General features: G+C 65.1%; 19 protein-coding genes. 8 read left to right on the top strand and 11 right to left on the bottom strand.

The window, feature by feature from the left end; genetic code table 11:
* Positions 1-18: 18 nt before the first annotated feature.
* The 4 genes from AKL29_RS18595 to AKL29_RS18580 all read right to left on the bottom strand — a co-directional run bounded on the left by AKL29_RS18595 (position 19) and on the right by AKL29_RS18580 (position 4,889).
* Positions 19-2,205 (bottom strand): xanthine dehydrogenase family protein molybdopterin-binding subunit, encoded by a 2,187-nt coding sequence (locus tag AKL29_RS18595; protein ID WP_050385131.1) that lies wholly within the window; start codon positions 2,203-2,205, stop codon positions 19-21.
* Between the two features lie 10 nt (positions 2,206-2,215).
* Positions 2,216-2,665, bottom strand: a complete 450-nt coding sequence (locus AKL29_RS18590) for a (2Fe-2S)-binding protein (RefSeq protein WP_016846497.1) — start codon at positions 2,663-2,665, stop codon at positions 2,216-2,218.
* Positions 2,666-2,818: 153 nt separating this feature from the next.
* Positions 2,819-4,228, bottom strand: a complete 1,410-nt coding sequence (locus AKL29_RS18585; RefSeq protein ID WP_050385130.1) for an MFS transporter — start codon at positions 4,226-4,228, stop codon at positions 2,819-2,821.
* 100 nt (positions 4,229-4,328) lie between these two features.
* Entirely contained in the window at positions 4,329-4,889 is a 561-nt protein-coding gene (locus tag AKL29_RS18580) for a TetR/AcrR family transcriptional regulator (protein ID WP_160321760.1), read from the bottom strand.
* A 140-nt stretch (positions 4,890-5,029) separates the two neighbouring features.
* Between AKL29_RS18580 and AKL29_RS18575 the strand changes: the two genes are divergently transcribed.
* The 4 genes from AKL29_RS18575 (at position 5,030) to AKL29_RS18560 (ending at position 9,857) form a co-directional block, all read left to right on the top strand.
* The gene (locus AKL29_RS18575; protein WP_016846500.1) at positions 5,030-5,392 is read left to right on the top strand and encodes a darcynin family protein; all 363 of its coding nucleotides are present in this window, start codon (positions 5,030-5,032) and stop codon (positions 5,390-5,392) included.
* Positions 5,393-5,946: 554 nt separating this feature from the next.
* Positions 5,947-7,689 (top strand): ABC transporter permease, encoded by a 1,743-nt coding sequence (locus AKL29_RS18570; protein ID WP_050385128.1) that lies wholly within the window; start codon positions 5,947-5,949, stop codon positions 7,687-7,689.
* A 23-nt stretch (positions 7,690-7,712) separates the two neighbouring features.
* Positions 7,713-8,738, top strand: coding sequence for an ABC transporter substrate-binding protein (locus tag AKL29_RS18565; RefSeq protein WP_244482154.1), 1,026 nt, complete (start codon positions 7,713-7,715; stop codon positions 8,736-8,738).
* Positions 8,739-8,753: 15 nt separating this feature from the next.
* Positions 8,754-9,857 carry an ABC transporter ATP-binding protein gene (locus AKL29_RS18560; RefSeq protein WP_050385126.1) on the top strand — a complete coding sequence of 368 codons (1,104 nt, stop codon included), beginning with the start codon at positions 8,754-8,756 and terminating at the stop codon, positions 9,855-9,857.
* Between the two features lie 62 nt (positions 9,858-9,919).
* Here the strand turns inward: AKL29_RS18560 and AKL29_RS18555 are convergent, their stop codons facing one another.
* The gene (locus AKL29_RS18555; RefSeq protein ID WP_050385125.1) at positions 9,920-10,708 is read right to left on the bottom strand and encodes an IclR family transcriptional regulator; all 789 of its coding nucleotides are present in this window, start codon (positions 10,706-10,708) and stop codon (positions 9,920-9,922) included.
* Between the two features lie 122 nt (positions 10,709-10,830).
* On the opposite strand from AKL29_RS18555, the gene AKL29_RS18550 reads away from it, so the two are divergent.
* Both AKL29_RS18550 and AKL29_RS18545 read left to right on the top strand, forming a co-directional pair.
* Positions 10,831-12,651: a flavin-containing monooxygenase gene (locus tag AKL29_RS18550; RefSeq protein ID WP_082190623.1), complete on the top strand. Its 1,821-nt coding sequence runs from the start codon at positions 10,831-10,833 to the stop codon at positions 12,649-12,651.
* Between the two features lie 49 nt (positions 12,652-12,700).
* On the top strand, positions 12,701-14,644 hold the full coding sequence (locus AKL29_RS18545; protein ID WP_050385124.1) for an alkyl/aryl-sulfatase: 1,944 nt from the start codon (positions 12,701-12,703) through the stop codon (positions 14,642-14,644).
* A gap of 226 nt (positions 14,645-14,870) precedes the next feature.
* On the opposite strand, the gene AKL29_RS18540 is transcribed toward AKL29_RS18545, so the two are convergent.
* The 6 genes from AKL29_RS18540 to AKL29_RS18515 form a co-directional block, all read right to left on the bottom strand.
* Entirely contained in the window at positions 14,871-15,575 is a 705-nt protein-coding gene (locus tag AKL29_RS18540) for an ABC transporter ATP-binding protein (protein ID WP_050385123.1), read from the bottom strand.
* On the bottom strand, positions 15,568-16,317 hold the full coding sequence (locus AKL29_RS18535; protein ID WP_050385122.1) for an ABC transporter ATP-binding protein: 750 nt from the start codon (positions 16,315-16,317) through the stop codon (positions 15,568-15,570). Before AKL29_RS18535 ends, AKL29_RS18540 begins: the two co-directional genes overlap by 8 nt.
* A 10-nt stretch (positions 16,318-16,327) precedes the next feature.
* Positions 16,328-17,314, bottom strand: a complete 987-nt coding sequence (locus tag AKL29_RS18530) for a branched-chain amino acid ABC transporter permease (RefSeq protein ID WP_050385121.1) — start codon at positions 17,312-17,314, stop codon at positions 16,328-16,330.
* The gene (locus AKL29_RS18525; protein WP_028334343.1) at positions 17,314-18,183 is read right to left on the bottom strand and encodes a branched-chain amino acid ABC transporter permease; all 870 of its coding nucleotides are present in this window, start codon (positions 18,181-18,183) and stop codon (positions 17,314-17,316) included. The genes AKL29_RS18530 and AKL29_RS18525 overlap by 1 nt, the downstream gene beginning before the upstream one ends.
* Positions 18,184-18,199: 16 nt before the next feature.
* A complete protein-coding gene (locus tag AKL29_RS18520) occupies positions 18,200-19,453 on the bottom strand; it encodes an ABC transporter substrate-binding protein (RefSeq protein WP_050385120.1) in 1,254 nt (417 codons plus the stop codon).
* Positions 19,454-19,757: 304 nt separating this feature from the next.
* Positions 19,758-20,825, bottom strand: coding sequence for a glycosyltransferase family 4 protein (locus AKL29_RS18515; protein ID WP_028334341.1), 1,068 nt, complete (start codon positions 20,823-20,825; stop codon positions 19,758-19,760).
* Between the two features lie 313 nt (positions 20,826-21,138).
* Between AKL29_RS18515 and AKL29_RS18510 the strand changes: the two genes are divergently transcribed.
* Both AKL29_RS18510 and AKL29_RS18505 read left to right on the top strand, forming a co-directional pair.
* Positions 21,139-22,902: an ABC transporter ATP-binding protein gene (locus AKL29_RS18510; protein ID WP_050385119.1), complete on the top strand. Its 1,764-nt coding sequence runs from the start codon at positions 21,139-21,141 to the stop codon at positions 22,900-22,902.
* Between the two features lie 83 nt (positions 22,903-22,985).
* A partial coding sequence (locus tag AKL29_RS18505) for an amylo-alpha-1,6-glucosidase (protein WP_283809407.1) occupies positions 22,986-24,413 on the top strand: 1,428 nt, incomplete at its 3' end.

The raw sequence follows: 24,413 nt of genomic DNA, 5'->3' as shown, positions 1-24,413 counted from the left end.
CCGCCGCTTCCGGTTTGATCAGGCGAAGCTGATGTTCTGGTTGCGCAGCGGGAAGCTGCGGATGCGCTTTCCCGTCGCGGCGAAATAGGCGTTGAGCACCGCCGGCGCCGCGACGCCGATGGTCGGCTCGCCGACGCCGCCCCAGAACCCGCCGCTCGGCACCATCACCGATTCCACCTTCGGCATTTCGTTGATGCGCATCGAGTTGTAGGTGTCGAAATTGGTCTGCTCGATGCGGCCGTCCTTCACGGTGCAGCCGCCGTAGAACAGCGCGCTGAGGCCGTAGACGAAGGAGCCCGCGATCTGCCGCTCGACCTGCGCCGGGTTGACGACATAGCCGGGGTCGGTGGAGGCGACGATGCGATGCACCTTGATCTTGCTGCCGTCGGTCACCGAGATCTCGGCGGCGCCGGCAACATAGCTGCCATAGCCCATCACCTGCGCGATACCGCGATAGACGCCCTGCGGCGCCGGCGTGCCCCAGCCGATCCTCTCGGCCACGGCGTTGAGCACGGCGAGATGCTTGGGGTGCTTGCCCATCAGCTTGCGGCGGAATTCGAGCGGGTCCTGGCCGACTGCCAGCGCCAACTCGTCCATGAAGCATTCCATGTAGATCGCGTTGTGATTGACGTTGACGCCGCGCCAGAAGCCCGGCGGGACGTGCGGGTTGCGCATCGAATGCTCGACCAGCAGGTTCGGCACCGAATAGCCGATCGCGGCCTCGCCGGCTTGCGCGACGCCCTGGAACGCGGCGGGGTCCATGCCGTTCTGCAGCGCTTCCGGGCGCACCGAGAACAGGATGGATTGACCCGACAGCCGGTAGTGCAACGCGACCAGATTGTTGTCGGCATCGAACGCACCGGTCAGCTTGCATTGCGTGATCGGGTGATACTTGCCGTGCTGCATGTCCTCTTCGCGCGACCACAGCAGCTTGATCGGCGTGCCCGGCATCTGCTTGGCGATCGCCACCGCCTGCCGCACATAGTCGGTCATGCCGCGCCGGCCGAAGCCGCCGCCGAGCATCAGCTTGTGCACGTCGACCTTCTCCGCCGGCAGGCCGGAGGCCTCGAGCGCCGCCGCGAATGCCGCCTCGCCATTCTGCGTGCCGCACCACACCTCGCATTTGTCGGGCGTGTAGAGCACGGTGGCGTTCATCGGCTCCATCGTGGCGTGGTTCTGGTAGGGATAGCTGTAGACCGCCTCGACCTTCTTGGCAGCGCTGGCGATCGCCGCCTTGGCGTCGCCATTCTGGTTGCCGACATAGGCCGGCTGCGCATTGTCGAGACCTTCGGCGAGCCATGTCGCGATCGTCTCGCTGGAGACCTTGGCGTTAGGGCCTTCGTCCCAGACGATCGGCAGCGCGTCCAGCGCGGTCTTGGCGTGCCACCAGGTGTCGGCGACGACGGCAACGGCGCTTTCGCCGACCTGCACCACCTTCTTGACGCCCTTCATGCCGGCGATCTTGGCTTCGTCAAAGCTCTTCACCTTGCCGCCGAACACCGGGCAATCCTTGATCGCGGCGTTCAGCATGCCCGGCAGCTTGACGTCGATGCCGTAGACCATCTTGCCGGTGGTCTTGTCGACGGTGTCGAGCCGCTTCAGGCCCTTGCCGGCGATGGTCCAGTCCTTCGGGTCCTTCAGCTTGACGTCGGCCGGCGGCTCGAGCTTGGCCGCGGCTTCCGCGACCTTGCCGTAGGTCGTCGTCTTGCCCGAGGGTGTGTGGGTGATGACGCTGTTGGCGGCCTTGCACTCCGAGGCCGGCACCTTCCACTCGTTGGCTGCCGCCTGGATCAGCATCAAGCGCGCAGTGGCGCCGCCCTTGCGGACATAGTCCTGCGAGGTGCGGATGCCGCGGCTGCCGCCGGTCGAGAAATCGCCCCAGGCGCGCTTGCGGGCGACGCTCTGGCCCGGCGTCGGATATTCGGTCGTGACCTTCGACCAGTCGCATTCCAGCTCCTCGGCGACGAGCTGGGCGAGGCCGGTGAGCGTGCCCTGGCCCATTTCGGAGCGGGCGATGCGGATCACCACGGTGTCGTCGGGCCGGATCACGACCCAGGCGTTGACCTCGGGCGCGCCGTCGGCCGCGCGCACCACGGCGGGGCCGCCGAACGGCAGATCGAGGCCGAGCGCGAGGCCGGCGCTGGCGGTTGCGGTGCCGATCACGAAGGCGCGGCGATTGAGCTTTGGCATGACGTGCTGGTTCATCGCTGCGTCCTTATGCGTTCGCGGCAGCATGGATCGCCTCGCGCACCTGCTGGAAGGTGCCGCAGCGGCAGATATTGGTGATGGCGTCGTTGATGTCGTCGTCGGTCGGCTTCGGATTGTCCTTCAAGAGCGCCGCGACGGCCATGATCATGCCGCTCTGGCAGTAGCCGCATTGCGGCACGTCGCTGGCGATCCAGGCGAGCTGCACCTTGTGCATCACGCCGCCCGCCGCGAGACCCTCGATCGTGGTGATCTCCTTGCCGGCCGCTTCGCTCACCGTCACGCCACAGGAGCGCATCGCGACCCCGTCGATATGCACGGTGCAGGCGCCGCATTGGGCAATGCCGCAGCCGTATTTGGTCCCCGTCAGTCCGACGTTCTCTCTGATAGCCCACAACAGTGGCGTGTCGTCCTCGACGTCTACAGTGATTGTCTTGCCGTTAATCTTGAGGTTTGCCATCGCGATCCCCTGAATGGTCCGATCCTCCGACCGGACTGCAGCACGATGTTGGCCTTGAAACTGGAACGGTTCAAATCAAGAAAATGCGCTCGCAGCGCGAAAGAAAGTTGATGCTGTGGTGTTTGGCCGCGGACTGTGCGCGCTGCATACCTGTCATGACTTTTGCGGCGAAGCGACCGCCAAACGCAGGAAGCTCATGACGCTGCCGACCGCGGCAAATCCGGCACCCAGCGCCAGCGCTACAGTGGCGCCCTCACGATCGGCCAGCGCGAAGCAGAGCGCGGCGAGGGCGGCGCCGGTGGTCTGCCCGGTCAACCGCGCGGTCGCGACGATGCCGCTGGCGCTGCCGCTGCGATGCGACGGCGCGCTCGACATGATCGCCTTCATGTTCGGGGTCTGGAAGAAGCCGAAGCCGATGCCGCAGATCATCGTGCGCCAGACGATGTTGGTGACGCTGGGCTCGGCCGGCAGGGTCGCGAGCAGCACCATACCAAGTCCCAGCAGCAGCATGCCGATGCCGCCGAGGATGCCGGCTGGATAGCGGTCCGACAGCCGGCCGCCGATCGGCGCCATGAAGGCGACCACCAGCGGCCAGGGCGTCATGAAGAAGCCGGTCTCGACCTGCGAGCGGTGCAATATGTCCTCGAAGTAGAACGGCAGCGATACGAAGGCGAGGCCCTGCACAGCGAATGAGCAGACGGCGGTCGCGGCGGACAGCGCGAAGATCGGCCGCCGGAACAGGTCGATCGGCAGCATCGGCGCCGGATGATCGGCATGCCGCCGGGTCAGTATCCAGCCGATCACCAGCGCGCCGACAAGCTCGGCGATGACAAGCACCGGCGCGGCCTTGTGCGCGGCGCTGCCGATGCCGATGATGAAGAGGCCGAGGCACGCGCAGGCCAGCGCCGCGCCGGTGAAATCGAAAGCGTGGGTGGCGCGCGGCGTCGTCGGCAGCGTCTTCATGCCGATCAGCAACGCGACGACGCCAAAGGGAATGTTGACGGCGAACAGCCAGGGCCATGGGCCGAGCGCGAGGATTCCGGAGGCGATGGTCGGCCCCAGCGTGAAGGCGGTCGCGACCACGAGCGCATTGTGGCCGAAGCCGCGGCCGTGCATCCGGCTTGGATAGACGAAGCGCACCAGCGCGGTGTTGACGCTCATCAGGCCGCTGGCGCCGAGCCCCTGCAAGGTGCGTGCGACCAAGAGGCTCGGCAGCGACCATGCCAGCGCGCAGCCGAGTGACGCCAATGTGAACAGCAGCAGGCCGCCGAGATAGATCCGCTGATGGCCGACGATTTCACCGAGCGCGCCGAGCGGCAGCAGCGTCGCTACCAGCGCGATCTGATAGACGTTGACCACCCAGACCACTTCCGCAGGGCTGACATGCAGATCGCTCGCGATCGCCGGCAGCGCGATATTGGCGATCGCGGTATCGAGCGAGGCCATCGCCAGCGCCGTGAAGATCGCGGCCACCGCCCAGCGGCGGCGTTCCCAAGGCAATCCATCCGGCAGTCCATCGGTGATCGGCGTCGCTGCCGCGGTGGTCGGGGTCTTCTCGAGCATGCCTGAAAATGTCTCCGGGACCGCCATGTACTACGCCGGCATCCCGTTCCCCAGCCGCGGCATTGCATGATGCGTATGCGAAGCGGCCTTGCCGGAAGCGTCAAGAGTCCGGCCGCGGACCGAACAGATATCCCTCGATGGCGCGCAGCACCCGCCGGGTGGCCGCAGCCTGCGAGAGGTCGTTTTGAAGCGCGTGGTCGACCATGGCGCGGCTGATCACGATCAGATCCTCGACGGCGTCGTCGTCGACTGGCCTTGCGATCTCACGACGATGCCGCGCCAGCAGGTCGGCGACCAGTTCCTTCAATTCGCCGGCCGCTGACGTGCCCGATGACGCCGGGCGCAGGCGATCCTCCTCGGCCTCCAGAATGCGATTGAGCCCGGCCCGCTCGGCATGCGCCTCGAGCTGCGCCCGAACGATCAGGTTGAGCGACGCCGTCAGGCTCTTGCCCTCGGATGCCGCAACCGCATCTCGTACTTTCGCCAGCAGCGCGTCCTCGAACCTCGTGATCAAAGCCAGCGTCAGGGCGTCCTTGTTCGGGAAGTACTGGTACACCGAGCCGACGCTGATCCCGCCGCGCTCGGCGACCGCGTTGGTGTTGTATCCCTCGAGCCCGCGCGCTTCCAAAACGCGAGCCGCCGCTTCCAGAATCACCGCCACGGTTTCCCGCGAACGCTGCTGAAGCGGCTGTTTGCGGGCCTTTGTGCGCCGCTTCGGCGGCATGGCGGGCATCTCCCAAAACGCGAGTTGTGGAATATGAGCAATTACTCACATTATGGCCGTGAAAGGAGAACCGATCAATGGTGACACTGCAAACGACCTCGTCTCCCGTGCTTCCCGAGCACGAGGACGATCCGCACAGGTTTCATATCTTCGTCATGGTCAAGACCACGCGGCACTGGCTCGATCTGAAGACCGAGCAGCGCCTCGCCTTCCTGCACGAGGAGGTCATTCCTTTGCTCCGGCGCCGTCCGGAGCTGAAGGTGCGCTGGTTCGAGCCGGAGGCCTTCTCGACCAGGGCGACCGACGTCATGATCTGCGAGACCGATGACCTCTCGGCCTGGGCGTGGTTCTGCGACCACCTGCGCGAGACGAGGTTCTGGGACCACTATTTCGAAGTGCTCGACATCATGCCGGCACTCGAAGGCAATTACCTTGCCTAGGATGCCGACGCCGGCCCGGATCGTTCAGGGCCGGCGTTCCGGCAGCCTGTGGCGACGCAACTGCGTTCCCATCCACATCTGTCATCGTCCGGCTCGACCGGGCGATCCAGTACGCCGCGGCCCATCGGCTCAAGCACTGGCGTCTCTGGAATGCTGGATCACCCGCTTTCGCTTTCGCGGTGATGACACCGAGTGGCTGTTTTGGCATCTCGAATTGCGCCCACCCGCATCGTCGTCCCGGCGCAGGCCGGACCCATAATCACCGATGCTGTTTGTCGGGCAATGCTGGAACGACGAGTCCCGTTCAAGACATCCGCCGCGGACTATGGGTCCCGGCCTTCGCCGGGACGACGGCGGTGGATGCAGCGTGCGAGCGCGATCAGTCCGAATTCGTGTTCCCGTGGTGTGTCACACAATCGCACGGAAGCGACTTTCGGATAGCTTGCGTCACAGTCCCGATCGACTACCCTTGGTATACAAGCAGGCCCGGCGTCAGATCGGGCCGCAAGAGGGAACGCGCATTGCACGGACAGGCCGACCGGCGCAGCGAAGCCATGCGAAGCGCCAGCGAGGGAACTCGCCGCCGCGCGTTCACCGGCCTCTGGGTCGCGGCATTGCTGGCGATCCTGACCTTCCTGGTCATCTATCCCGTCTTCATGCTGCTGCTCGGCGCGCTCACCGACACCAATCCGGTGGTCGACGGTATCCGTCTCAGCCTGAGCCATTTGTCGATCGCCAATTTCCTCGCCGTGCTGGCCAATCCGAACGTCGCCGAAGCGCTGCTCAACACGCTGATCGCCTGCGGCGGCGGCACGGTGATCGCGGTCGCGATCGGGCTCCTGTTCTCCTGGATCGTGGTGCGCACCAACACGCCATTCAAGGGCTTCATCGCGGCGGCCAGCATCCTGCCGCTGTTCGCGCCGCCGCTGGTCGCGGGCGTGGCCTGGGCCATTCTCGGCTCGCCGAAGACCGGCTTGATCAACACGATGTTCAAGTGGATGGGCTCCGACCTGCGCGTCGATCTCTATTCGATGTGGGGCCTGGTGTTCGTGTTCGGCATCTACTACGCGCCCTATGTCTACATGTTCACCTCGTCGGCGCTGCGCAACATGGACCCGAGCCTGGAGGAGGCCGCGGAAATCTCCGGCGCGAGCCCGGTCGCGACCCTGTTCACGGTGACGTTCCCGCTGATCATGCCGGCGATTGTCTCGGGCATGCTGCTGTCGTTCATCGTGATGCTCGGCATCTACGGCATCCCGGCCGTGCTCGGCGCGCCGACCAACCTGAACGTGCTCACCACCTACATCTTCAAGCTCACCAACTGGTCGCCGCCGCTCTACAACACCGCAGCGGCGGTCGCGATCATTCTGATGGTGGTCACGGGGCTCTTGGTCTATCTGCAGCAGAAATTGCTGAGCGGACGCAGCTATACCACCGTCGCGGGCAAGGCGTTCCGGCCGCGCAGCCTCGATCTCGGTCCATGGCGCTGGCTCACTTTCGCGATCGGGATCGTCTACCTCCTCATCGTCGTGGTGCTGCCGTCGCTGGCGCTGATCGTCGCGGCGTTCCGCAAGTTCATGTTCATCCGCGATGTCGCGAGCCTGTTCGACATGCGGCAATATTCGCTGACGCATTTCGAGAGCATCTTCGACAATCCGTTGACGATGCGGTCGATCTACAATGCGGTCGAGGTCGGCGTGATCACGGCTGTTGTCGGCGGCGCGCTTGCCTTTGCGATCGGCTACACCATCCATCGCACCCGCGTCAGCGGCCGCGGTGCCATCGACCTGATCTCGACGCTGCCGGTCGCGATTCCCGGGCTGGTGGTCGGCGTCGCCTATCTCTGGGCCTGGATCGGCGTGCCGGGCGGGCTCTACGGCACGATCTGGATTCTCGCGCTGGCCTTCATTGCGCGCTTCATGCCGGACACCGTGAAGGCGCTGTCGACCTCGTTCCTGCAAATCCACCGCGAGCTCGAGGAGGCGGCCTGGGTCTGCGGCAAGGGCATGCTCGGCACCATCAGGACGATCGTTTTGCCGCTGGCGCGGCCGGGCGTGCTGGCGTCGATGACGCTGCTGTTCGTGCTGGCGATCCGCGAGCTCGGCTCGTCGCTGTTCCTCTACACCAGCAACACCATGGTGATGTCGGTGCTGCTGCTCGACTATTACGAAGGCGGCAATATCGGCAAGACCGCGGCCTTCAGCCTGGTGCAGACGGTGCTGCTCGGTGTCCTGATCGGCGGCGCCAACTGGCTGTCGCGCGGATCAGCGCAGGGCAACGTGGCGCGGACCGGATAACAACGAATAAGGGGAGGATTGCGATGGATAGACGAACCTTCACCACATTGGCCTTGGCAAGCGTGGCGACGCTTGCATTGGCGCCTGCGGCACAGGCGCAGGAGTTCGGCTCGGCGGAGTTGATCGCGGCGGCCAAGTCCGAAGGCAAGCTCGTTTACTACACCGCGAACTTCGCCGAGATCGAGCAGCAGGTCATCAAGGCCTTCAACAAGCGCTTCCCCGAGATCAAGGTCGAGATGGTTCGCGCGCCCGGCGGCCAGCTGATCACCCGCGTCAAGACGGAGGCCGCGGCCGGCAAGCTGATCGCCGACGTCGTCGACCATTCCGACCGCGCGCTGATGCAGCCGCTGGAAGACCTGTTCCAGGATTACGCGCCGCCGAACGCGGCCGATTACGATCCGCACGCGCTGATCTCGCCGAAATACTGGCCGCGCGCGACGATCGCCTGGTCGATCGCCTACAATACCGAGCTGGTGAAGGACCCGCCGAAATCCTGGATGGACCTGACCAAGCCGCAATATGACAAGCTGATCGGGCAGGTGTTCGCGCAGTCCGGCGGCACCACCTGGACGCGGATCATGTTCGAGCGCCAGGTGCTCGGCGAAGACTACTGGGCCAAGCAGGCCGCGACCCATCCGGTGCTGTATCCCTCCGGCGCGCCGACGGCCGATGCGCTGGTGCGCGGCGAGATCGCGATCGCGCCGCTGCTCTACAATGTGATCTACCAAAAGAAGAAGGACGGCGCGCCGATCGAGATCTTCTTTCCGCCTGAAGGCGCTCCGGTCAATCCCTACGCGACCGGCATTCCGAAGACGGCGGCTCATCCCAATGCAGCAAAGCTGTTCCTGAACTGGTGTCTGTCGAAGGAAGGGCAGACCTTCATGATCAAGGAGCTCGGCAATCTCACATCCCTGAAGACGCCGCCGGCATATCCGGAGGGGTTCGATCCAAAGGTGGTCAAGCTCTGGTATCCGAAGTTCGACGAGTATGTGAAGCTGCATGCGGCGTGGGTCGCGGACTGGGACAAGACGTTTGGCTACCGGCAATAGGCTGATGGTGCAGCGATGACGGCGACGCTCGAAGTCACCGATCTCAGGAAGCAGTTCTCGATCGGCCTCCCGGCCATCGACGGCGTCAGCTTTGGCGTGCCGGCCGGGGAGATCGTGGTGCTGCTGGGGCCGTCGGGCTGCGGCAAGACCACGACGCTGCGCTGCGTCGCCGGGCTCGAGCATCCGACCGGCGGCGAGATCAGCATTTCCGGGCGCGTGGTCTCGTCGCCGGCAAGCGGCATCCTCGTGCCGCCGCGTTCGCGCGATCTCGGCATGGTGTTCCAGTCCTACGCGGTGTGGCCGCATATGACGGTGCGGCAGAACGTGATCTATCCGCTGAAGCACCGCAAGATCGGGCGCACCGATGCCGCCCGCATGGTCGAGGAGGCGCTGGCGCTGGTCGGACTGTCCGACTATGCCGACCGGCCGGTGGTGGCGTTGTCGGGCGGCCAGATGCAGCGCGTCGCGCTGGCGCGCAGCATGGTGTACCGGCCGCAACTGTTGCTGCTCGACGAGCCGCTGTCGAACCTCGATGCCAAATTGCGCCTGCGGCTGCGCGACGACCTTCGCGTCATCCTCAAGCAGACCGGGATGACCGCGCTCTACGTCACCCATGACCAGGCCGAGGCGGTCGTGCTCGGCGACCGGATCGGGGTGATGCGCGACGGCAAGCTGTTGCAGATGGACACGCCCGACGTGATCTACAATCGTCCGGCCGATCTGTTCGTCGCCAATTTCACCGGCGCCACCAACGAGCTCGCAGGCACGCTCGTCACATGCAACGGCCGCTATGGCGTGGTCGACTTCGGTAACGGCCGGCAGGGGGAAGTCGCGCTGTGCCAGACGCTCAAGCCCGACGAGAAAGTGCGGATCGCGCTGCGGCCCGAGAACATCGCGATCGGCCGCCCCGACGGCGCCAACACGTTCTCGGCCAAGGTGCTCGACCGCAGATATCAGGGCACCCAGACCGCCTACGGCATCGAGCTGTTCGGCAAACGGCTGGAGGCGATCGAGCTCGGCACCGCCGCGCGCCATCAGGTCGGCGTCGAGGCACAGGTCGCGCTGCCGCGCGAATGCCTGTGGGCCTATCGCGACAGCGGGCCGGCATCGCATGATTAGCGTGACCGCGGCCGTCGTCGGTTCGCAATGATGCGAGGCGGCCCGTGCCGCCAGCGCGCCGCCTAACCTTCCTCCACCAGCGCGCGGATGCTGCGGGCGAGTCCGAGGATGCGCGGCCCGCATTCGCGCTCGATCTGCTCGGCGCTGAAGCGGAAGGAGGGAACGCCGCAATTGACCGACAGGCATTCTCCGGTCGGCGTGCGATAGAGCGGGGCGGCGACGCCGAATATCTCGCGCCGCCATTCGCCGAGCGAGACGGCAAAGCCGCGCTCGCGGCACAATTCGATGTCGGGCAAGGTGCGCTTCTGCACGTAGTCGAACTCGTCGGGGCGCTCGGCCTTGACGCGCGCGACATAGGCGCCGAGCTCGTCCTCGGTGAACAGCGACAGCAGTGCACGCCCGACCGCGGTCGGCGCCAGCGTGCTGACAAAGCCGACGTCGGGCACGTGCGGCGCTGTATCCGTCGTGCGCAACGTCTCGACATAGATGAAGTCGATCCCGAACGGCATCGCGATCGACACCGTGCCGCCGGCATAGGTCGCGAAGTCGCGCATCAGCGGACGTGCCAGCTGACGCACCTTCAGCGCCGACAACACAGGATAGGCGGCGGCGAGCGCGCCCAGCCCGAGCACGAAGCGGCCCTTGCTGTCGCGCCTGAGATAGCCGAGTTGCTCGAGCGTGTAGGTCAGCCGCGACACCGTCGGCCGCGACAGGCCGGTATGCAACGCGAGTTCGGCGTTCGACAATGAGCCGGGATGACGGCGAAACGCCGCCAGCACGTCGAGGCCATGCGCCAGGGTGGTCGCAAAGGACGGGTCCGCCTGAGCCTCGGCATGGGAAGATGCTGTCATACGGAATATTGGTCTCAGACTGCCATATTTGTCAATATATCGGAATGAATTTGCAAATCGTGTTGATATCGGTTTATCTGCCGGGAATAGGACAAGGAACCGCTGGAGCGAGGCGCCTTCCGATGACGATGACCGAGCAAGCCCGAGACGCGAAGCCCGCCGCGATCGACAAGGAGCGGCTGCGCCTGAAGTATCAGGAGGAGCGCAACAAGCGGCTGCGTCCCGACGGCAACGACCAGTATCTCCAGATCAAGGGCCAGCTCGCGCATTATCTCGATGATCCCTACACGCCGGTCACAGAGCGCGCGCCGAAGACCGATCACGTCACCTTCGCCTTCATCGGCGGCGGCTTTGCCGGGCTCGCCACCGCGGCGCGGCTGACCGAGGCCGGGATCAAGGACGTCCGCATTGTCGAGAAGGGCGGCGATTTCGGCGGCACCTGGTACTGGAACCGGTATCCCGGCGCGCAATGCGACACGGCGTCGATGGTCTACATGCCGCTGCTCGAAGAGACCGGCCACATGCCGTCCGAGAAATACGCGCATGCGCCCGAGATCCTCGCGCACTGCCAGCGGATCGGCCGGCAATTCAATCTCTACGACAACGCGCTATTCCATACCGAAGTGACGAGCCTCGATTGGGACGCCGCGCAATCGCGCTGGATCATCCGCACCACGCGGGGCGACGCGTTCACGGCGCAATATGTCGGCATCGGTACCGGCCCGCTGCACGTGCCGAAACTGCCCGGCATTCCCGGTATCGAGCGCTTCAAGGGCCACTCGTTCCACACCAGCCGCTGGGATTACGACTACACCGGCGGCGATCCCAAAGGCGCGCTGATGGAGAAGCTGGCCGACAAGCGCGTCGGCATCATCGGCACCGGCGCGACCTCGGTGCAGTGCATTCCGCACCTCGCGCGCGCCTGCAAGGAGCTCTACGTATACCAGCGCACGCCATCGTCGGTCGATGTGCGCGGCAACGGGCCGATCGATCCCGACTGGTTTGCCGAGATCGCGACGCCGGGCTGGCAACAGCGCTGGCTGGAGAATTTCACCGCCAACCAGGCCGGCGGATCGGCCGAGGAAGATCTGGTGCAGGACGGCTGGACCGACCTGTCGAAGCGGATTCGCGCCAAGATCATGCTGCTGCCGCGCGAGCAGCGCAGCGTGGAAAACATGCGGGCCGCGTTTGAGGATTCCGACTTCGAAAAGATGGAGGAAATCCGCAACCGGGTCGACACCATCGTCCGCGACGTCGACACCGCCAGGAATCTCAAGGCCTGGTACGGCCAGCTCTGCAAGCGCCCTTGCTTCCACGACGCCTATCTGCAGGCGTTCAACACGGCGGGCACCCATCTGGTCGATACCGACGGCAAGGGCGTCGAGGAGATCACCGAGAACGGGATCGTCGTCGCCGGCAAGGAATACGCGCTCGACTGCATCATCTATGCGTCCGGCTTCGAGGTCGGTACCGAGTACAAGCGTCGCGCGGGCTTCGATCTGAACGGCCGCGATGGCGTCAAGCTGTCGGAGCATTGGGCCGAGGGCATGCGCACCAAGCACGGCATCCACGTGCACGGTTTCCCCAACGTATTCTTCGTGCAGCCGACGCAAGGTGCCAATCTGATCTCCAACGTGCCGCACAATCTGACCGAAGCGGCGCGCACCATCGCGCTGATGGTCGGCCACGCGCAGGACAACGGCTTCAAGGAAATCGAGGTCAGCAGGGAAGCCGAGGATCGCTGGGTCGAGCTGCTGCTGACCGGCGTCGGCCGGATGATCGGCGGGCCGGATTGCACGCCCGGCTACTACAACAATGAGGGCCGTGAGCCCGGTCCCGCGGCCAAGCTCAATGTCGGCCATCCCTCGGGCGCGCTGGCCTACTTCAAATATATCGACGGCTGGCGCCGCAGCGGCCAGTTCGAGGGCGTGCAATTCCGCTGAGGGAAGCGCGATCGGAACCGATTTCCGCCAATCGAGGGAGTGCTTGAGTATGGCCCAGACAACCGCAAGCGAAACGTCGCACGAAGGTCCGAAGGCGGCATCCGCGCCGGTCATCGCGCAGCACGCGGCGACGCTGAAGGCGCTGCCGTTCGCCGACACCAGGGACTTCGACGACGCCGCGCGCGGCTTTCTCGGCACCCTCGAGAACGCACGCGTCACTTCGGCCCAGGGCAGGGTGGTCTGGAGTCTCGAGCCTTACGGATTCCTGTCCGAGGAGAAAGCGCCCGCGACCGTTGATCCGAGCCTGTGGCGGCAGTCGCGGCTCAACATGCATCACGGCCTGTTCGAGGTGGTGCCGGGCGTCTACCAGGTGCGCGGCCTCGACATCGCCAACATGACCCTGATCGAGGGCGACAAGGGCGTCATCGTGGTCGACACGCTGACCTCGATCGAGGGCGCGCGCGCCGCGATGGAACTGTACTTCCAGCACCGCGGCAAGCGGCCGGTCGCCGCCGTCATCTTCACGCACACCCACACCGACCATTGGGGCGGCGCGCGCGGCGTGCTCGACGACGCCATGCTGGCGGCGGGCGTGCCGATCATCGCGCCGAACTTCTTCATGGAGCACGCGGTCTCCGAGAACATCATCGCGGGGCCGGCGATGCTGCGCCGTGCGCAATACCAGTTCGGGCCGTTCCTCGCCAAGGGCGTGCGCGGCCATGTCGACTGCGGCCTCGGCAAGACCATGGCGGCAGGCGGCGTGGCGCTGCTGCGGCCGACCGATTTGATCATCGCGACCGGCGACAAGCGCGTGATCGACGGCGTCGAGTTCGAATTCCAGATGGCGCCGAACAGCGAGGCGCCGGCGGAGATGCATTTCTTCATCCCGCGCTACAAGCTGCTGAACCTCGCGGAGAACTGCACGCACAATTTCCACAATCTGCTGCCGTTCCGCGGCGCCGACGTGCGCGACGCGCTGGCCTGGTCGAAATACCTCGGCGAGGCGCTGCAGATGTGGGGCGGCAAGGCGGAAGCGATGTGCGGCCAGCATCACTGGCCGGTGTGGGGGCAGGCGCGGATCGACACCATGATCCGCGAGCAGCGCGACCTCTACAAATACGCGCATGACCAGACCATCCGTCTGATGAACCACGGGCTCAACGCAGCCGAGATCGCCGAGACGATCCGCCTGCCGCAGAGCCTGGAGGGCGCCTGGCACGGCCGCGGCTATTACGGCCACATCAGGCACAATGTGAAGGCGATCTACCAGAAATATCTCGGCTGGTACGACGCCAATCCGGCCAATCTCGATTCCTTGCCCCCGGTCGAGGCCGGCAGGAAGTATGTCGAGTATATGGGCGGCGCCGACGCGATCCTGAAACGCGCCGCGGCGGATTTTGCCAAGGGCGAGTTCCGCTTCGTGGCGCAGGCCGTCAGCCATCTCGTGTTCGCCGAGCCTGATAATCAGGCCGCGCGTTCGCTCCTCGCCGACACGTTCGAGCAGCTCGGCTATGCCGCGGAAAGCTCGACCTGGCGCAACGCCTATCTGTTCGGCGCGCAGGAATTGCGGCAGGGCATGCCGAAGACGCCGCCGCGCTCGCCGATGCCGCGCGAGACGCTGGCCGCGCTGCGCACCGAGCAGCTTTGGGACGTGCTCGGCATCCGCCTCAACGGCCCCAAGGCCGAGGGCAAGCGCATCGTGCTGAACTGGAGCTTTACCGATACCGGCGAGACCTTCGTGCTCAATCTCGAGAATTCAGCCCTGACCTACGTTAGGGGTGCGCAGGCGGCCGATGCGCAGGCAAGCTTCACGCTGGCGCGCAGCGTGCTGGATGAGGTCATCGCCAAGCTGACCACGTTCGCGGACGCCGTCGGCGCCGGCGAGATCATGGTAGCCGGCGAGCCGCTGCGGCTCGGCGAGTTGATGGCACTGATGGACGAATTCCCGCGGATGTTCGAGATCGTCGAGCCGAAGCGGACGGCGGTGACGTAACGGACAAATACTCAGAACGACACCCGTCACCCTGAGGAGCGCGCTCTTGCGCGCGTCTCGAAGGGTCGACCGCCCGGCTGGTGGCCGTGCATCCTTCGAGGCGCGCTCGCACCTCGGGATGACGGGATGGCCAGATGTGCTTGCGTCATTGCGAGGAAGCGGAACGACGAAGCAGATTGCTTCGCTTCGCTCGCAATGACAGGAGGGGGCGCCCTCGGGCGCGGTCTCAAATCCCGAGATACGCCGCCTGCACTTGCTTATTGTTGGCGAGCTCGGCGCTGGTGCCCTGCAAGATCACGTTGCCGCTTTCCAGCACATAGGCGCGCTGCACCAGCGACAGCGCGCGGCTGACGTTCTGTTCGACCAAGAGGATCGAGGTGCCCATCTTGTGGATCTCGCCGATCTTCTCGAAGGTCACGTCGGTCATCACGGGAGCTAAGCCGAGCGAGGGCTCGTCCAGCATCAGCAGGCGGGGCTTCAGCATCAGCCCGCGGCCGACCGCGACCATCTGCTGCTCGCCGCCGCTCATGGTGCCGGCGAGCTGTTTTCTGCGGTCGGCGAGCCGCGGGAAGATGCTGTAAACGAGCTCCATCGTGCGCCCGCGATCCGCCTTGGCCTTCGGCGTGTAGGCGCCGATCTCGAGATTCTCCTGCACCGTCATTTCCGGAAACACCTGGCGGCCTTCCGGGACATGCGCGATGCCGAGCTCGGGAATTCGGTAGGGTGGCAGCGTGGCGAGGTCGACGCCGTCGAACGTGACCTTGCCGCCGAACAGCTTGACGAGACCGGAGACGGCGCGCAGCGTCGTGCTCTTGCCGGCGCCGTTGGCGCCTAACAGGCCGACGGCTTCGCCTTCGCCAATGGAGATGCTGACATCGGTGATGGCAGGGACCGAGCCGTAGCTGGCGCTGATGCGGGAGAGCTCAAGCATGGGCGTCTCCCTGCGCCGGCGGATGCACATAGGAGCCAAGATAGGCGCGGATCACTTCCGGATTCTCCACGATCTCCTTCGGCGCGCCCTCGGCGATCTTCTGGCCGTGGTCGAGCACCACGATGTGGCGGGCCACCGCCATGATCGCGCGCATCACATGCTCGACGATCACGATTGTGAGGCCGCTGGCAGAGAGCTTCTTCACCAGCGCCACCGCCTGGTCGATCTCGGCCGGGTTGAGTCCGGCCATCACCTCGTCGAGCAGCAGGATCTTGGGCTGCGTTGCCAGCGCGCGGGCCATCTCCAGCCGGCGCTGGTCGATGGTGGTGAGGTCCTTGGCCGGGGTCTGCTCCTTGGCGGAGAGGCCGACGAACTCGATCGCCTCGAGCGCCTTGTTGCGCGCGGCCGCGATATGCCGGTCGCGCAGGAACGCGCCGGTCATCACATTGGCGAGCACGGTCATCGCGCCGAACGGCTTTGCCACCTGGAAGGTGCGGGCAAGGCCCAGCGCGCAGACATCATGCGGCTTGAGCCCCACGACCTCGTGACCGAAGGCGAGCACCGAGCCGGAATCCGGCCGGTGAAATCCCGTGATCAAATGAAAGCTCGTGGTCTTGCCGGCGCCGTTCGGCCCGATCAGCGCGACCGTCTCGTTCTCCTGCACCGTGAAGCTGACGTCCTGCACGGCGCGCAGGCCGCCGAAGCGCTTGCTGAGACCCTTGATGACCAGTGCTTCTGCCATCGCGACGACCTCAGGCGCGCGCCGGCTTGCGCCGGGCGGTGCGGTGATAGATGTCGGTCGCGAACCCGATCAGTCCGGTCGGCCGCCACAGGATGACAGCCATCAGGATCAGGCTGTAGACCGTGAGCTGGATGCCGCCGACCGAGCTGCCGAGCCAGCTCTGCAGCAGCGCAGAGGTGGTCTCCAGCAGCACGGTGCCGATCACCGGACCCCACAGCGTGCCGATGCCGCCGACGATCGACACCAGCGCCGCCTCGATCGAGACGTTGAAGCTGAACGCGGTCGCAGGATCGATGAAGTAGATGTATTGCGTGTAGAAGGTGCCGGCGAGCGCGGTCAGGAACGCGCTGATCATGTAGATGTCGCGCTTGACCTTCGGCGCGTTGACGCCGATCGCCTCGGCCGCGTCCTCATCCTCGCCGATCGCGACGAGATAGTAGCCGATCCAGGATTTCTCGATTCTGTGGGTGATCCACAGCCCGACCACGAGCAGGCCGAGCACGACGTAATAGTAAGACGACTTCTCCTCGAACTGCATCATCAGCGGCGCGCTGCCGAGGTTCGGGATCGTGGTGCCTTCGGCGCCCCAGGCGAAGTCGCGGAACTTGAGGAAGATCAGCATCAGCACCTGGGCGGTCGCGATGGTGGCGATGGTGAAATAGGGGCCGCGCAGGCGGAAGCAGAGCCAGCCGATCGGCAGGCTTGCGAGCATCGCGACCACGCCGCCCGCGATCATCCCGATCCAGGGCGAGATGCCGTAGTTCACCTGCATGATGGTCGAGGTGTAGGCGCCGAGCCCGAAATAGGCGGCGTGGCCGAGCGACAGCTGCTTGGCGTAACCGCCCATCAGGTTCCAGGCGACGCCGATGAAGGAGAACAGCAGGATGCGGATGAAGATGTCGATCGCGAATGATGAGGTGACGAGCTGGGGCATGGCGAGCATGACGACGGCCCCGATCGCGAGCCACAGCCATTTCATGTTGCTGGACGTCTGCATCACCGGCCCCTCCTGGCGCCGAGCCCGCTCGGCCTGAACGCGAGCGTCAGCAGCAGCAGCGCGAACACCACGATCAGGCCGGAATCGGCGCCGACGAACTGGATGCCGAGCGATTCCGCGACGCCCATCATCAGGCTTGCGATCAGCGCGCCCATCACGTTGCCGAGCGTGCCCATCACGACGGCGACGAACGCCATCAGCACGAACACCTGGCCGACGAATGGATAGGCTGAATAGAACGGCATCAGCAGCGAGCCGGCGGCGCCCGCGAGCGCCAGCGCGGTGCCGAACGCCACCGCGAACACGCGGTTCGGATTGATCCCCATCAGCATCGCGACGTCGCGGTTCTGCGATGCGGCGCGCATGGCGCGGCCGAGATCGGTGGTGTGCAGGAACACCCACAGCAGCCCGCTCAGCGCCATTGCGACCGCGAAGGCGATCAGTTTCGCTACCGGTATGTACAGCCCGCCGATGTGCCACGCCGCATCCGAATAAGACGTGTGGACGGTGCGGTAGTTGGCGCTGAACAACATCAGCGAGAGATTGAGCAGCAACAGCGACAGCGCGAAGGTCAGGAAGATCTGCGGCATGTCGTTCGGCCCCAGCACCCTGCGGATTAGGAAATGCTGGATCAGGACGCCGGCGAGGAACAGTACCGGCATCGAGACCACGAGCGAAACCAGCGGATCGATGCCGAACTGGGTGGCGAGGAAGAACGAGATATACATCCCGATCATCACGAACTCGCCCTGGGCGAAGTTGACGATCTTGACCACGCCGAAGATCAGCGTGACGCCGATGCTGACAAGCGCGTAGATGCCGCCGATGAGCAGGCCGTTGATCACGGCCTGGGCCAGTGTCTCCCACATGCGATGCGACCGCGGTTCAGGTCTTCATCAGCGGGGCGCGGGCGTCTTCCTTCGGGAAGACGCTGACGAGATCGGTGTTCTGCCACTGCACGCCGACCGGGCGGCCGTAGACGTTCTTGCCGTCCGGCCCGAACTTCACCTTGCCGCCCGGCGCCATCGCAGCAAAGCCCGAGGAGACATCCAGCGTCGAGAGCGCCTCGCGCACCTTCTTGGGGTCGGCGGAGGCGGCGCGCTCCAGCGCGTCGGCCAGCATGAAGGTCTGCGCGACCAGGCCGCCGGCATATTCGAACGCGAACTCGCCGGTGCGCTTCTTGAATTCGACATTCACCTTCTGCGCGTCGTCGCTGACGTCGTGGTTCCAGTGCGCGACGCCCTGCAGGCCCTCGGCGGCATTGCCGACATTCTTGTAGAAGTCCGGCATCACGAAGCCGCCGGAGCCGCCGTTGATCGCGATGTTGAGCCCGACCTGCTTCACGGTGCGCACGATCAGGATGAGGTCATTGAGATAGGACAGTGAGAACAGCGTGTTGGCGCCGGAGGCCTTGACCTTGTTGATCAGCGGGCTCGCGTCGGTGAAGCCGGCCGAGTAGGGCTCGAACATCACGATCTCGACGCCTTCGCCCGGCGCCAGCTCCTTCAGCCCGTTCGAGGTCGAGGTGCCGAACGCGGTGTTCTCGAAAATGACGGCGACCTTGGCCTGCTCGCTGACCAGCTTGGCCATCTGCAGCTGCGCCTTGGCAAACTGCGAGGCGCGCGCGAACGGCGTGAAGGTGTAGGTGCGCCCCTTGTTGAGCTGGTCGGAGCTCGATCCGGTGATGATCGGGACCTTCGCCCGTTCGCAGACTTCGCTCGCGATCAAGGTCAGCGCGCTGGCATAGCAGCCGTGGATCGCCGACAGCTTGTTGCCCGTGATCAGGCGGTCGGTCTCGGTGCGCGTCACCGTGGTGTCGCTCTGCACGTCCGAGACGATGAGGTTGAGCTTGGCGCCGCCGAGCGACTTGATGCCGCCGGCCTCGTTGACCATGTCGACCGCGAGCTTGGCCGCAGCCACGCAGCCGACGCCGATCTGCGCCATGCTGCCGGTGGTCGGATAGAGTGCGCCGATGTTGATCGGGTCGGCCGCCCAGCCGCGCAGCGGAACGGCGCCGAACGCGCCTGCCGCCAGCACGCCGCCGGTCTTGGCGAGGAATTTGCGGCGGTTCAGCTTCTTTGGTGAGGCTTTGGACGATGCGGCATTATTAATGGCCGACGGCTTGCGGTCCCCTGTCATGGCGTTCCCCCCCTGCGCGATCACGGCACGGTTGCTCCGTCCGCTCGCTTATTATTTTTGCTCAAGCGCGGCGCATAAGAGCACGTAATTCGGCGTTCGCAAAGGCGATATCAGCCGAACTTATGGGGAATCCTTGTCATCGCTGGTGCGTCGCAGCAATCGCGCGACGCGCGCAAGCGGATTGTTTTGCTGCGTGAGAGTTGCCGCCGCACACGACGGTATTATTGACAATCGAACGACCCGACGGACCGGCACGGATGGTGCCGGCCGGCCCGCCGGATCATTCGATCGGCCGCTGCAACTGCTACTCCGCGCTGGCCACCAGCTTGAAGCGCGGCTCGGCTTCCATCAGGCTGCGGAAGGCGGCGAGATAGTCGAGCGCCATGCGCCGCGCGGTGAAGCGGGTCTCGAACTGCTTGCGGATCGCGTCGCGGTTGAGCGTTCCAAGGCGGCCGACGGAGGAGATCGCACTGATCTCGTCCTCGACGATGAAGCCGGTCAGGCCATCCTCGATGATCTCCGGCACCGAGCCGCGGTTATAGGCGATGACGGGCGTGCCGCAGGCCATCGCTTCGATCATCACGAGGCCGAACGGCTCCGGCCAGTCGATCGGAACCAGGAGCCCGATCGCGCCGCTGAGAAAATCCGGCTTCTCGCGGTCGCTGATCTCGCCGATGAACTCGACCAACGGGTTGCTGGTGATCAGCGGCTTGATCAACTCATCGTAATATTCCTGGTCGGCGCGATCGACCTTGGCCGCGATCTTCAGCGGAATGCCGCAGCGGGTTGCGATCTTGATCGCGCGATCGACGCCTTTCTCCGGCGCGATGCGCCCGAGCACCGCGAGGTAGGACGGCTTCGCCGGTTGCGGTGTCAGCAGATTCTCCGGCAGGCCGTGATGAATTGTGCGCACCCAATGCGCCTGCGGCACCGGCCGCCGCTGCGCGTTGGAGATCGAGATCACCGGAATCTTCGAGAAGGTGTTGAAGACCGGCTGATGCTCCGGCAGGTCGAGCCGTCCGTGCAATGTGGTAACGAACGGCGTCGGCTGCCGTGCGAACAGCGACCACGGATAATAGTCGAGATGGCAGTGCAGGAAGTCGAACTCCTCATCGTCGGCCTTCTGCCGCACGCGTTCCAGCATCACCATGTGGAGCGCATTGGGATCGCGGACCGAGCCGTCGAGCCGCAGTGCCTTCGGCCAGGTCGCATCGAGCTTCGCGGAGGTTTGAGAATCGCCGCTGGCGAACAACGTCACGTCATGTCCAAGTGTTACAAGTTCTTCGGTCAGCCAGTGCACGACCCGTTCGGTGCCGCCGTAGAGCTTGGGGGGAACAGCCTCCGTCAGCGGGGCAACCTGCGCGATGCGCATCTCTCCGTCTCCTGTTTGTAATGTGGAATGAACTACCCTCAGCCCTCAGATGGCACCGACATGCCAAAGACGGGAACGTTCTCGCACGTGCGAGGTTCCTTAGATGTGGGAGATCTGTCGCTTCTTTCTTCCATCACACTGTGGTCTTGCTGATGCCATCACGCTCCAACAGGTTTTTGCCTATGCCAGCGTTGCAAAATTGTTGCGCAGTGATGGCTGCATCAAGGAATCCCACCGCCGCCCTTCACGTCATCGTGCGCGAGAGCTTCGACTAAAACTTTCTCGTTCACCTTCAACAGCTTTGCAGGACGTCATGGACCATCTGTCAGGATACGCGCATCGTCCGTTTCCCTTTGTGTTGCGCTATCTGCGCCGGCGTCTGCCGTCGCATGTTGTGATTTTGTCAGCCGTGGTTGCGGCGGTTGCCTGTTCGGTAGGCACGCAATACGGCGTGAAGAATCTGGTCGATGCGTTGTCGGCGGGGCCGTCGGCTGCGAACGGCGTATGGCTGGCATTCGCTCTGCTCATGTCATTGATCGCGGCCGACAACTTCCTGTGGCGGATCGCGAGCTGGACCGCGAGCTACACCTTTGTCAGCATCACCGGCGATCTTCGCCGGGACATGTTCCGCCATCTCACCGGCCACGCGCCGAGCTATTTCACGGATCGGCTGCCGGGCATGCTGACCAGCCGGATCACGGCGACCTCGAATGCCGTGTTCACCGTCGAGAACATGTTCGTATGGAATGTGTTGCCGCCCTGCATCGCGACCTTCGCGGCGATCACCCTGGTTGGAACAGTCAGCGTGACAATGTCAGCAGTGCTGATACTGATCGCGGGAACCATGGTGGTGGCCATGTTCCGCATCGCCGCCGCCGGCCGGCCGCTGCATGACGATTTCGCCAACAGGGCGGCTGCCGTGGACGGCGAAATGGTCGACGTCATCAACAACCTGCCGCTGGTACGCGCGTTCTGCGGCCTCGGCTATGAGCACGAACGCTTCGATGCGACCGTCAATCGGGAACTCGTCGCGCGCGGCCGTTCCCTGCGCTACCTCGAGAAGCTTCGTCTCATTCACGCCGGCGTGACCGTGATTCTGACCATCGCAATGCTGGCCTGGGCGCTCAGTCTCTGGCAGCAGGGCGCGGCGACCACCGGCGACGTCGTGCTGGTCTGCACGCTCGGCATCTCGATCCTCAGCGCCACCCGTGATCTCGCGGTCGCGCTGGTCGACGTCACCCAGCATGTCGCGCGGCTGACCGAGGCGCTGGCGACGCTGCTGCAGCCGCACGAGCTGAAGGACCATCCGGAGGCCGAGGCGCTGGTGAAGAGCGGCGCCGCGATCGCCTTCAACAACGTCGCGTTCCGCTATCCCGGCGGCCTGCAGGTGTTCGAGCGCTTCAGCCTGCGCATCCAGCCCGGCCAGCGGGTCGGCTTGGTCGGCCACTCCGGCGGCGGCAAGTCAACACTGTTTACCCTTCTGCAGCGCTTCTACGACGTCGAGCAGGGCAACATCACGGTTGACGGCCAGGACATCTCGCGCGTCACCCAGCAGAGCCTGCGCGCGGCAATTTCGGTCGTGCCGCAGGATATCTCGCTGTTCCACCGTTCGATCCTGGAGAACATCCGCTACGGCCGCCCGGACGCGACCGACGACGAGGTGCTGCGGGCGGCGATCGCGGCGCGCTGCGACTTCATCGAGAGCTTGCCCGAGGGCATGAACACCATCGTCGGCGATCGCGGCGTCAAGGTCTCCGGCGGCCAGCGCCAGCGCATCGCGATCGCGCGCGCCTTCCTGAAGGATGCGCCGATCCTGCTGCTCGATGAGGCCACCGCGGCGCTCGATGCCGACTCCGAGGAGGCGATCCGCGAGGCGTTGTCGCGGCTGATGCGCGGGCGTACCGTGGTGGCGATCGCGCACCGCCTCGCGACGCTGCGCAGCTTCGACCGCGTGCTTGTGCTGCAGGGCGGCCGGATCGTCGAGGACGGTCCGCCCGACATCCTCGTGAAGGGAAGGGGCCCCTACCGCGATCTGGTCGCGCGTGAGATGGGCCGCCTTTCCACCAGCGCGGCCTGACCCCGCGTCGTCAAGTGCGTTTGTGCGTTCCGGTGCGTTCGTTCGAACCAGGATACGGGCCAAGCAAGTCGCCAGAGGTTCAGATGGCAGCTGACGTCGTTACGCAGATCATCACCGCTCGCATCACGGAGCACGTCGCCGAATCGCCGTTCTACATTCCGATGACCGGGCCCGCGGCGCGGCCGCGGCGCTCGCTCAAGCATGACGACACTTTCATCGTGCTCGACAGCCATGGCGACATCGGCGCCTCGGCCGGCGGGCCGGACGGCCTGTTCAACGCCGACACCCGCTACCTGGCGCGGCTGGAAATGGTGCTGGAGGACGTGCAGCCGCTCCTGCTCGGCTCCAACATGCGCGACGACAATTCGGCGCTGACGGTCGACCTCACCAATTCCGACGTCTATCGCGACGACCGTCTGACCCTGCCGAAGGACACGCTGCACATCGTGCGTTCGATCTTCCTGTGGCGCGGCACGGCCTATCAGCGCATCGGCCTGCAGAACCACGGCGATCATGCCGCGAGCTTCGATCTCACGCTGCTGTTCGACAACGACTTTGCCGATCTGTTCGAGGTGCGCGGCGAGCGCCGGCCGCGGCGTGGCATCGGCTCGAGCAAGCTGCTCGGCCCGACCGACGTCGTGCTGGAATATGTCGGGCTCGACGAGCAATCGCGGATCACCGCGCTGCATTTCGATCCGCGGCCGACACGGTTGTCGGTCAACGCGGCGACCTATCATTTCGATCTCGAGCCCGGACGGGTGACGTCGCTGTTCGTAGCGGTCTCCTGCAACAAGCCGATCATGCAGAAGCCGGTGCCGTTCTTCCGCGGCCTGCTGGCGCATCGCCGCGAGATGCGGACCTCGTCGGCCGGCGCAGCCAGCATCGAGACCTCGAACAACATCTTCAACGAGGTGCTGTGCCAGGCGATGGCCGACCTCAACATGCTGATGACCGAGACGCCGCAGGGCCGCTACCCCTATGCCGGCATCCCCTGGTATTCGACGACGTTCGGCCGCGACGGGCTGATCACTGCGCTGCAGATGCTGTGGGTCGATCCGCGGATCGCCAAAGGCGTGCTGAAGCGGCTCGCGCTGTTCCAGGCCAAGACGGTCGATCCGCTGGCCGATGCCGCGCCAGGCAAGATTCTGCACGAGATGCGCGGCGGCGAGATGGCTGCGCTTCGCGAGGTGCCGTTCGCGCATTATTACGGCAGCGTCGATTCGACTCCGCTGTTCGTGCTGCTCGCCGGGCTCTATCTGGAGCGCACCGGCGATCTGGACACGCTGCGCGAGCTGTGGCCCGCGGTCGAGGCCGGCTTGCAATGGATCGACGGCCCGGGCGATCCCGACCGTGACGGCTTCGTCGAATATCAGCGCGCCACCGAGGAGGGGCTTCGCAATCAAGGCTGGAAGGATTCGTTCGACGCCATCTTCCACGCCGACGGAACGCTCGCCGAGGGCAATATCGCGCTGGCGGAAGTGCAGGGCTACGTCTTTGCCGGCAAGCAGCTT

The sequence above is a fragment of the Bradyrhizobium pachyrhizi genome, assembly GCF_001189245.1.
GTDB lineage: Bacteria > Pseudomonadota > Alphaproteobacteria > Rhizobiales > Xanthobacteraceae > Bradyrhizobium > Bradyrhizobium pachyrhizi.
This window is presented reverse-complemented; position numbering and strand designations above follow the sequence as displayed.

What these genes read in the sequence shown, in the direction of transcription:
- AKL29_RS18595 (WP_050385131.1), bottom strand. Translation starts at nt 2,205, where the DNA reads ATGAACCAGCACGTCATGCCAAAGCTCAATCGCCGCGCCTTCGTGATC.
- AKL29_RS18590 (WP_016846497.1), bottom strand. Translation starts at nt 2,665, where the DNA reads ATGGCAAACCTCAAGATTAACGGCAAGACAATCACTGTAGACGTCGAG.
- AKL29_RS18585 (WP_050385130.1), bottom strand. Translation starts at nt 4,228, where the DNA reads ATGCTCGAGAAGACCCCGACCACCGCGGCAGCGACGCCGATCACCGAT.
- AKL29_RS18575 (WP_016846500.1), top strand. Translation starts at nt 5,030, where the DNA reads ATGGTGACACTGCAAACGACCTCGTCTCCCGTGCTTCCCGAGCACGAG.
- AKL29_RS18570 (WP_050385128.1), top strand. Translation starts at nt 5,947, where the DNA reads ATGCGAAGCGCCAGCGAGGGAACTCGCCGCCGCGCGTTCACCGGCCTC.
- AKL29_RS18565 (WP_244482154.1), top strand. Translation starts at nt 7,713, where the DNA reads ATGGATAGACGAACCTTCACCACATTGGCCTTGGCAAGCGTGGCGACG.
- AKL29_RS18560 (WP_050385126.1), top strand. Translation starts at nt 8,754, where the DNA reads ATGACGGCGACGCTCGAAGTCACCGATCTCAGGAAGCAGTTCTCGATC.
- AKL29_RS18555 (WP_050385125.1), bottom strand. Translation starts at nt 10,708, where the DNA reads ATGACAGCATCTTCCCATGCCGAGGCTCAGGCGGACCCGTCCTTTGCG.
- AKL29_RS18550 (WP_082190623.1), top strand. Translation starts at nt 10,831, where the DNA reads ATGACGATGACCGAGCAAGCCCGAGACGCGAAGCCCGCCGCGATCGAC.
- AKL29_RS18545 (WP_050385124.1), top strand. Translation starts at nt 12,701, where the DNA reads ATGGCCCAGACAACCGCAAGCGAAACGTCGCACGAAGGTCCGAAGGCG.
- AKL29_RS18540 (WP_050385123.1), bottom strand. Translation starts at nt 15,575, where the DNA reads ATGCTTGAGCTCTCCCGCATCAGCGCCAGCTACGGCTCGGTCCCTGCC.
- AKL29_RS18535 (WP_050385122.1), bottom strand. Translation starts at nt 16,317, where the DNA reads ATGGCAGAAGCACTGGTCATCAAGGGTCTCAGCAAGCGCTTCGGCGGC.
- AKL29_RS18530 (WP_050385121.1), bottom strand. Translation starts at nt 17,314, where the DNA reads ATGCAGACGTCCAGCAACATGAAATGGCTGTGGCTCGCGATCGGGGCC.
- AKL29_RS18525 (WP_028334343.1), bottom strand. Translation starts at nt 18,183, where the DNA reads ATGTGGGAGACACTGGCCCAGGCCGTGATCAACGGCCTGCTCATCGGC.
- AKL29_RS18520 (WP_050385120.1), bottom strand. Translation starts at nt 19,453, where the DNA reads ATGACAGGGGACCGCAAGCCGTCGGCCATTAATAATGCCGCATCGTCC.
- AKL29_RS18515 (WP_028334341.1), bottom strand. Translation starts at nt 20,825, where the DNA reads ATGCGCATCGCGCAGGTTGCCCCGCTGACGGAGGCTGTTCCCCCCAAG.
- AKL29_RS18510 (WP_050385119.1), top strand. Translation starts at nt 21,139, where the DNA reads ATGGACCATCTGTCAGGATACGCGCATCGTCCGTTTCCCTTTGTGTTG.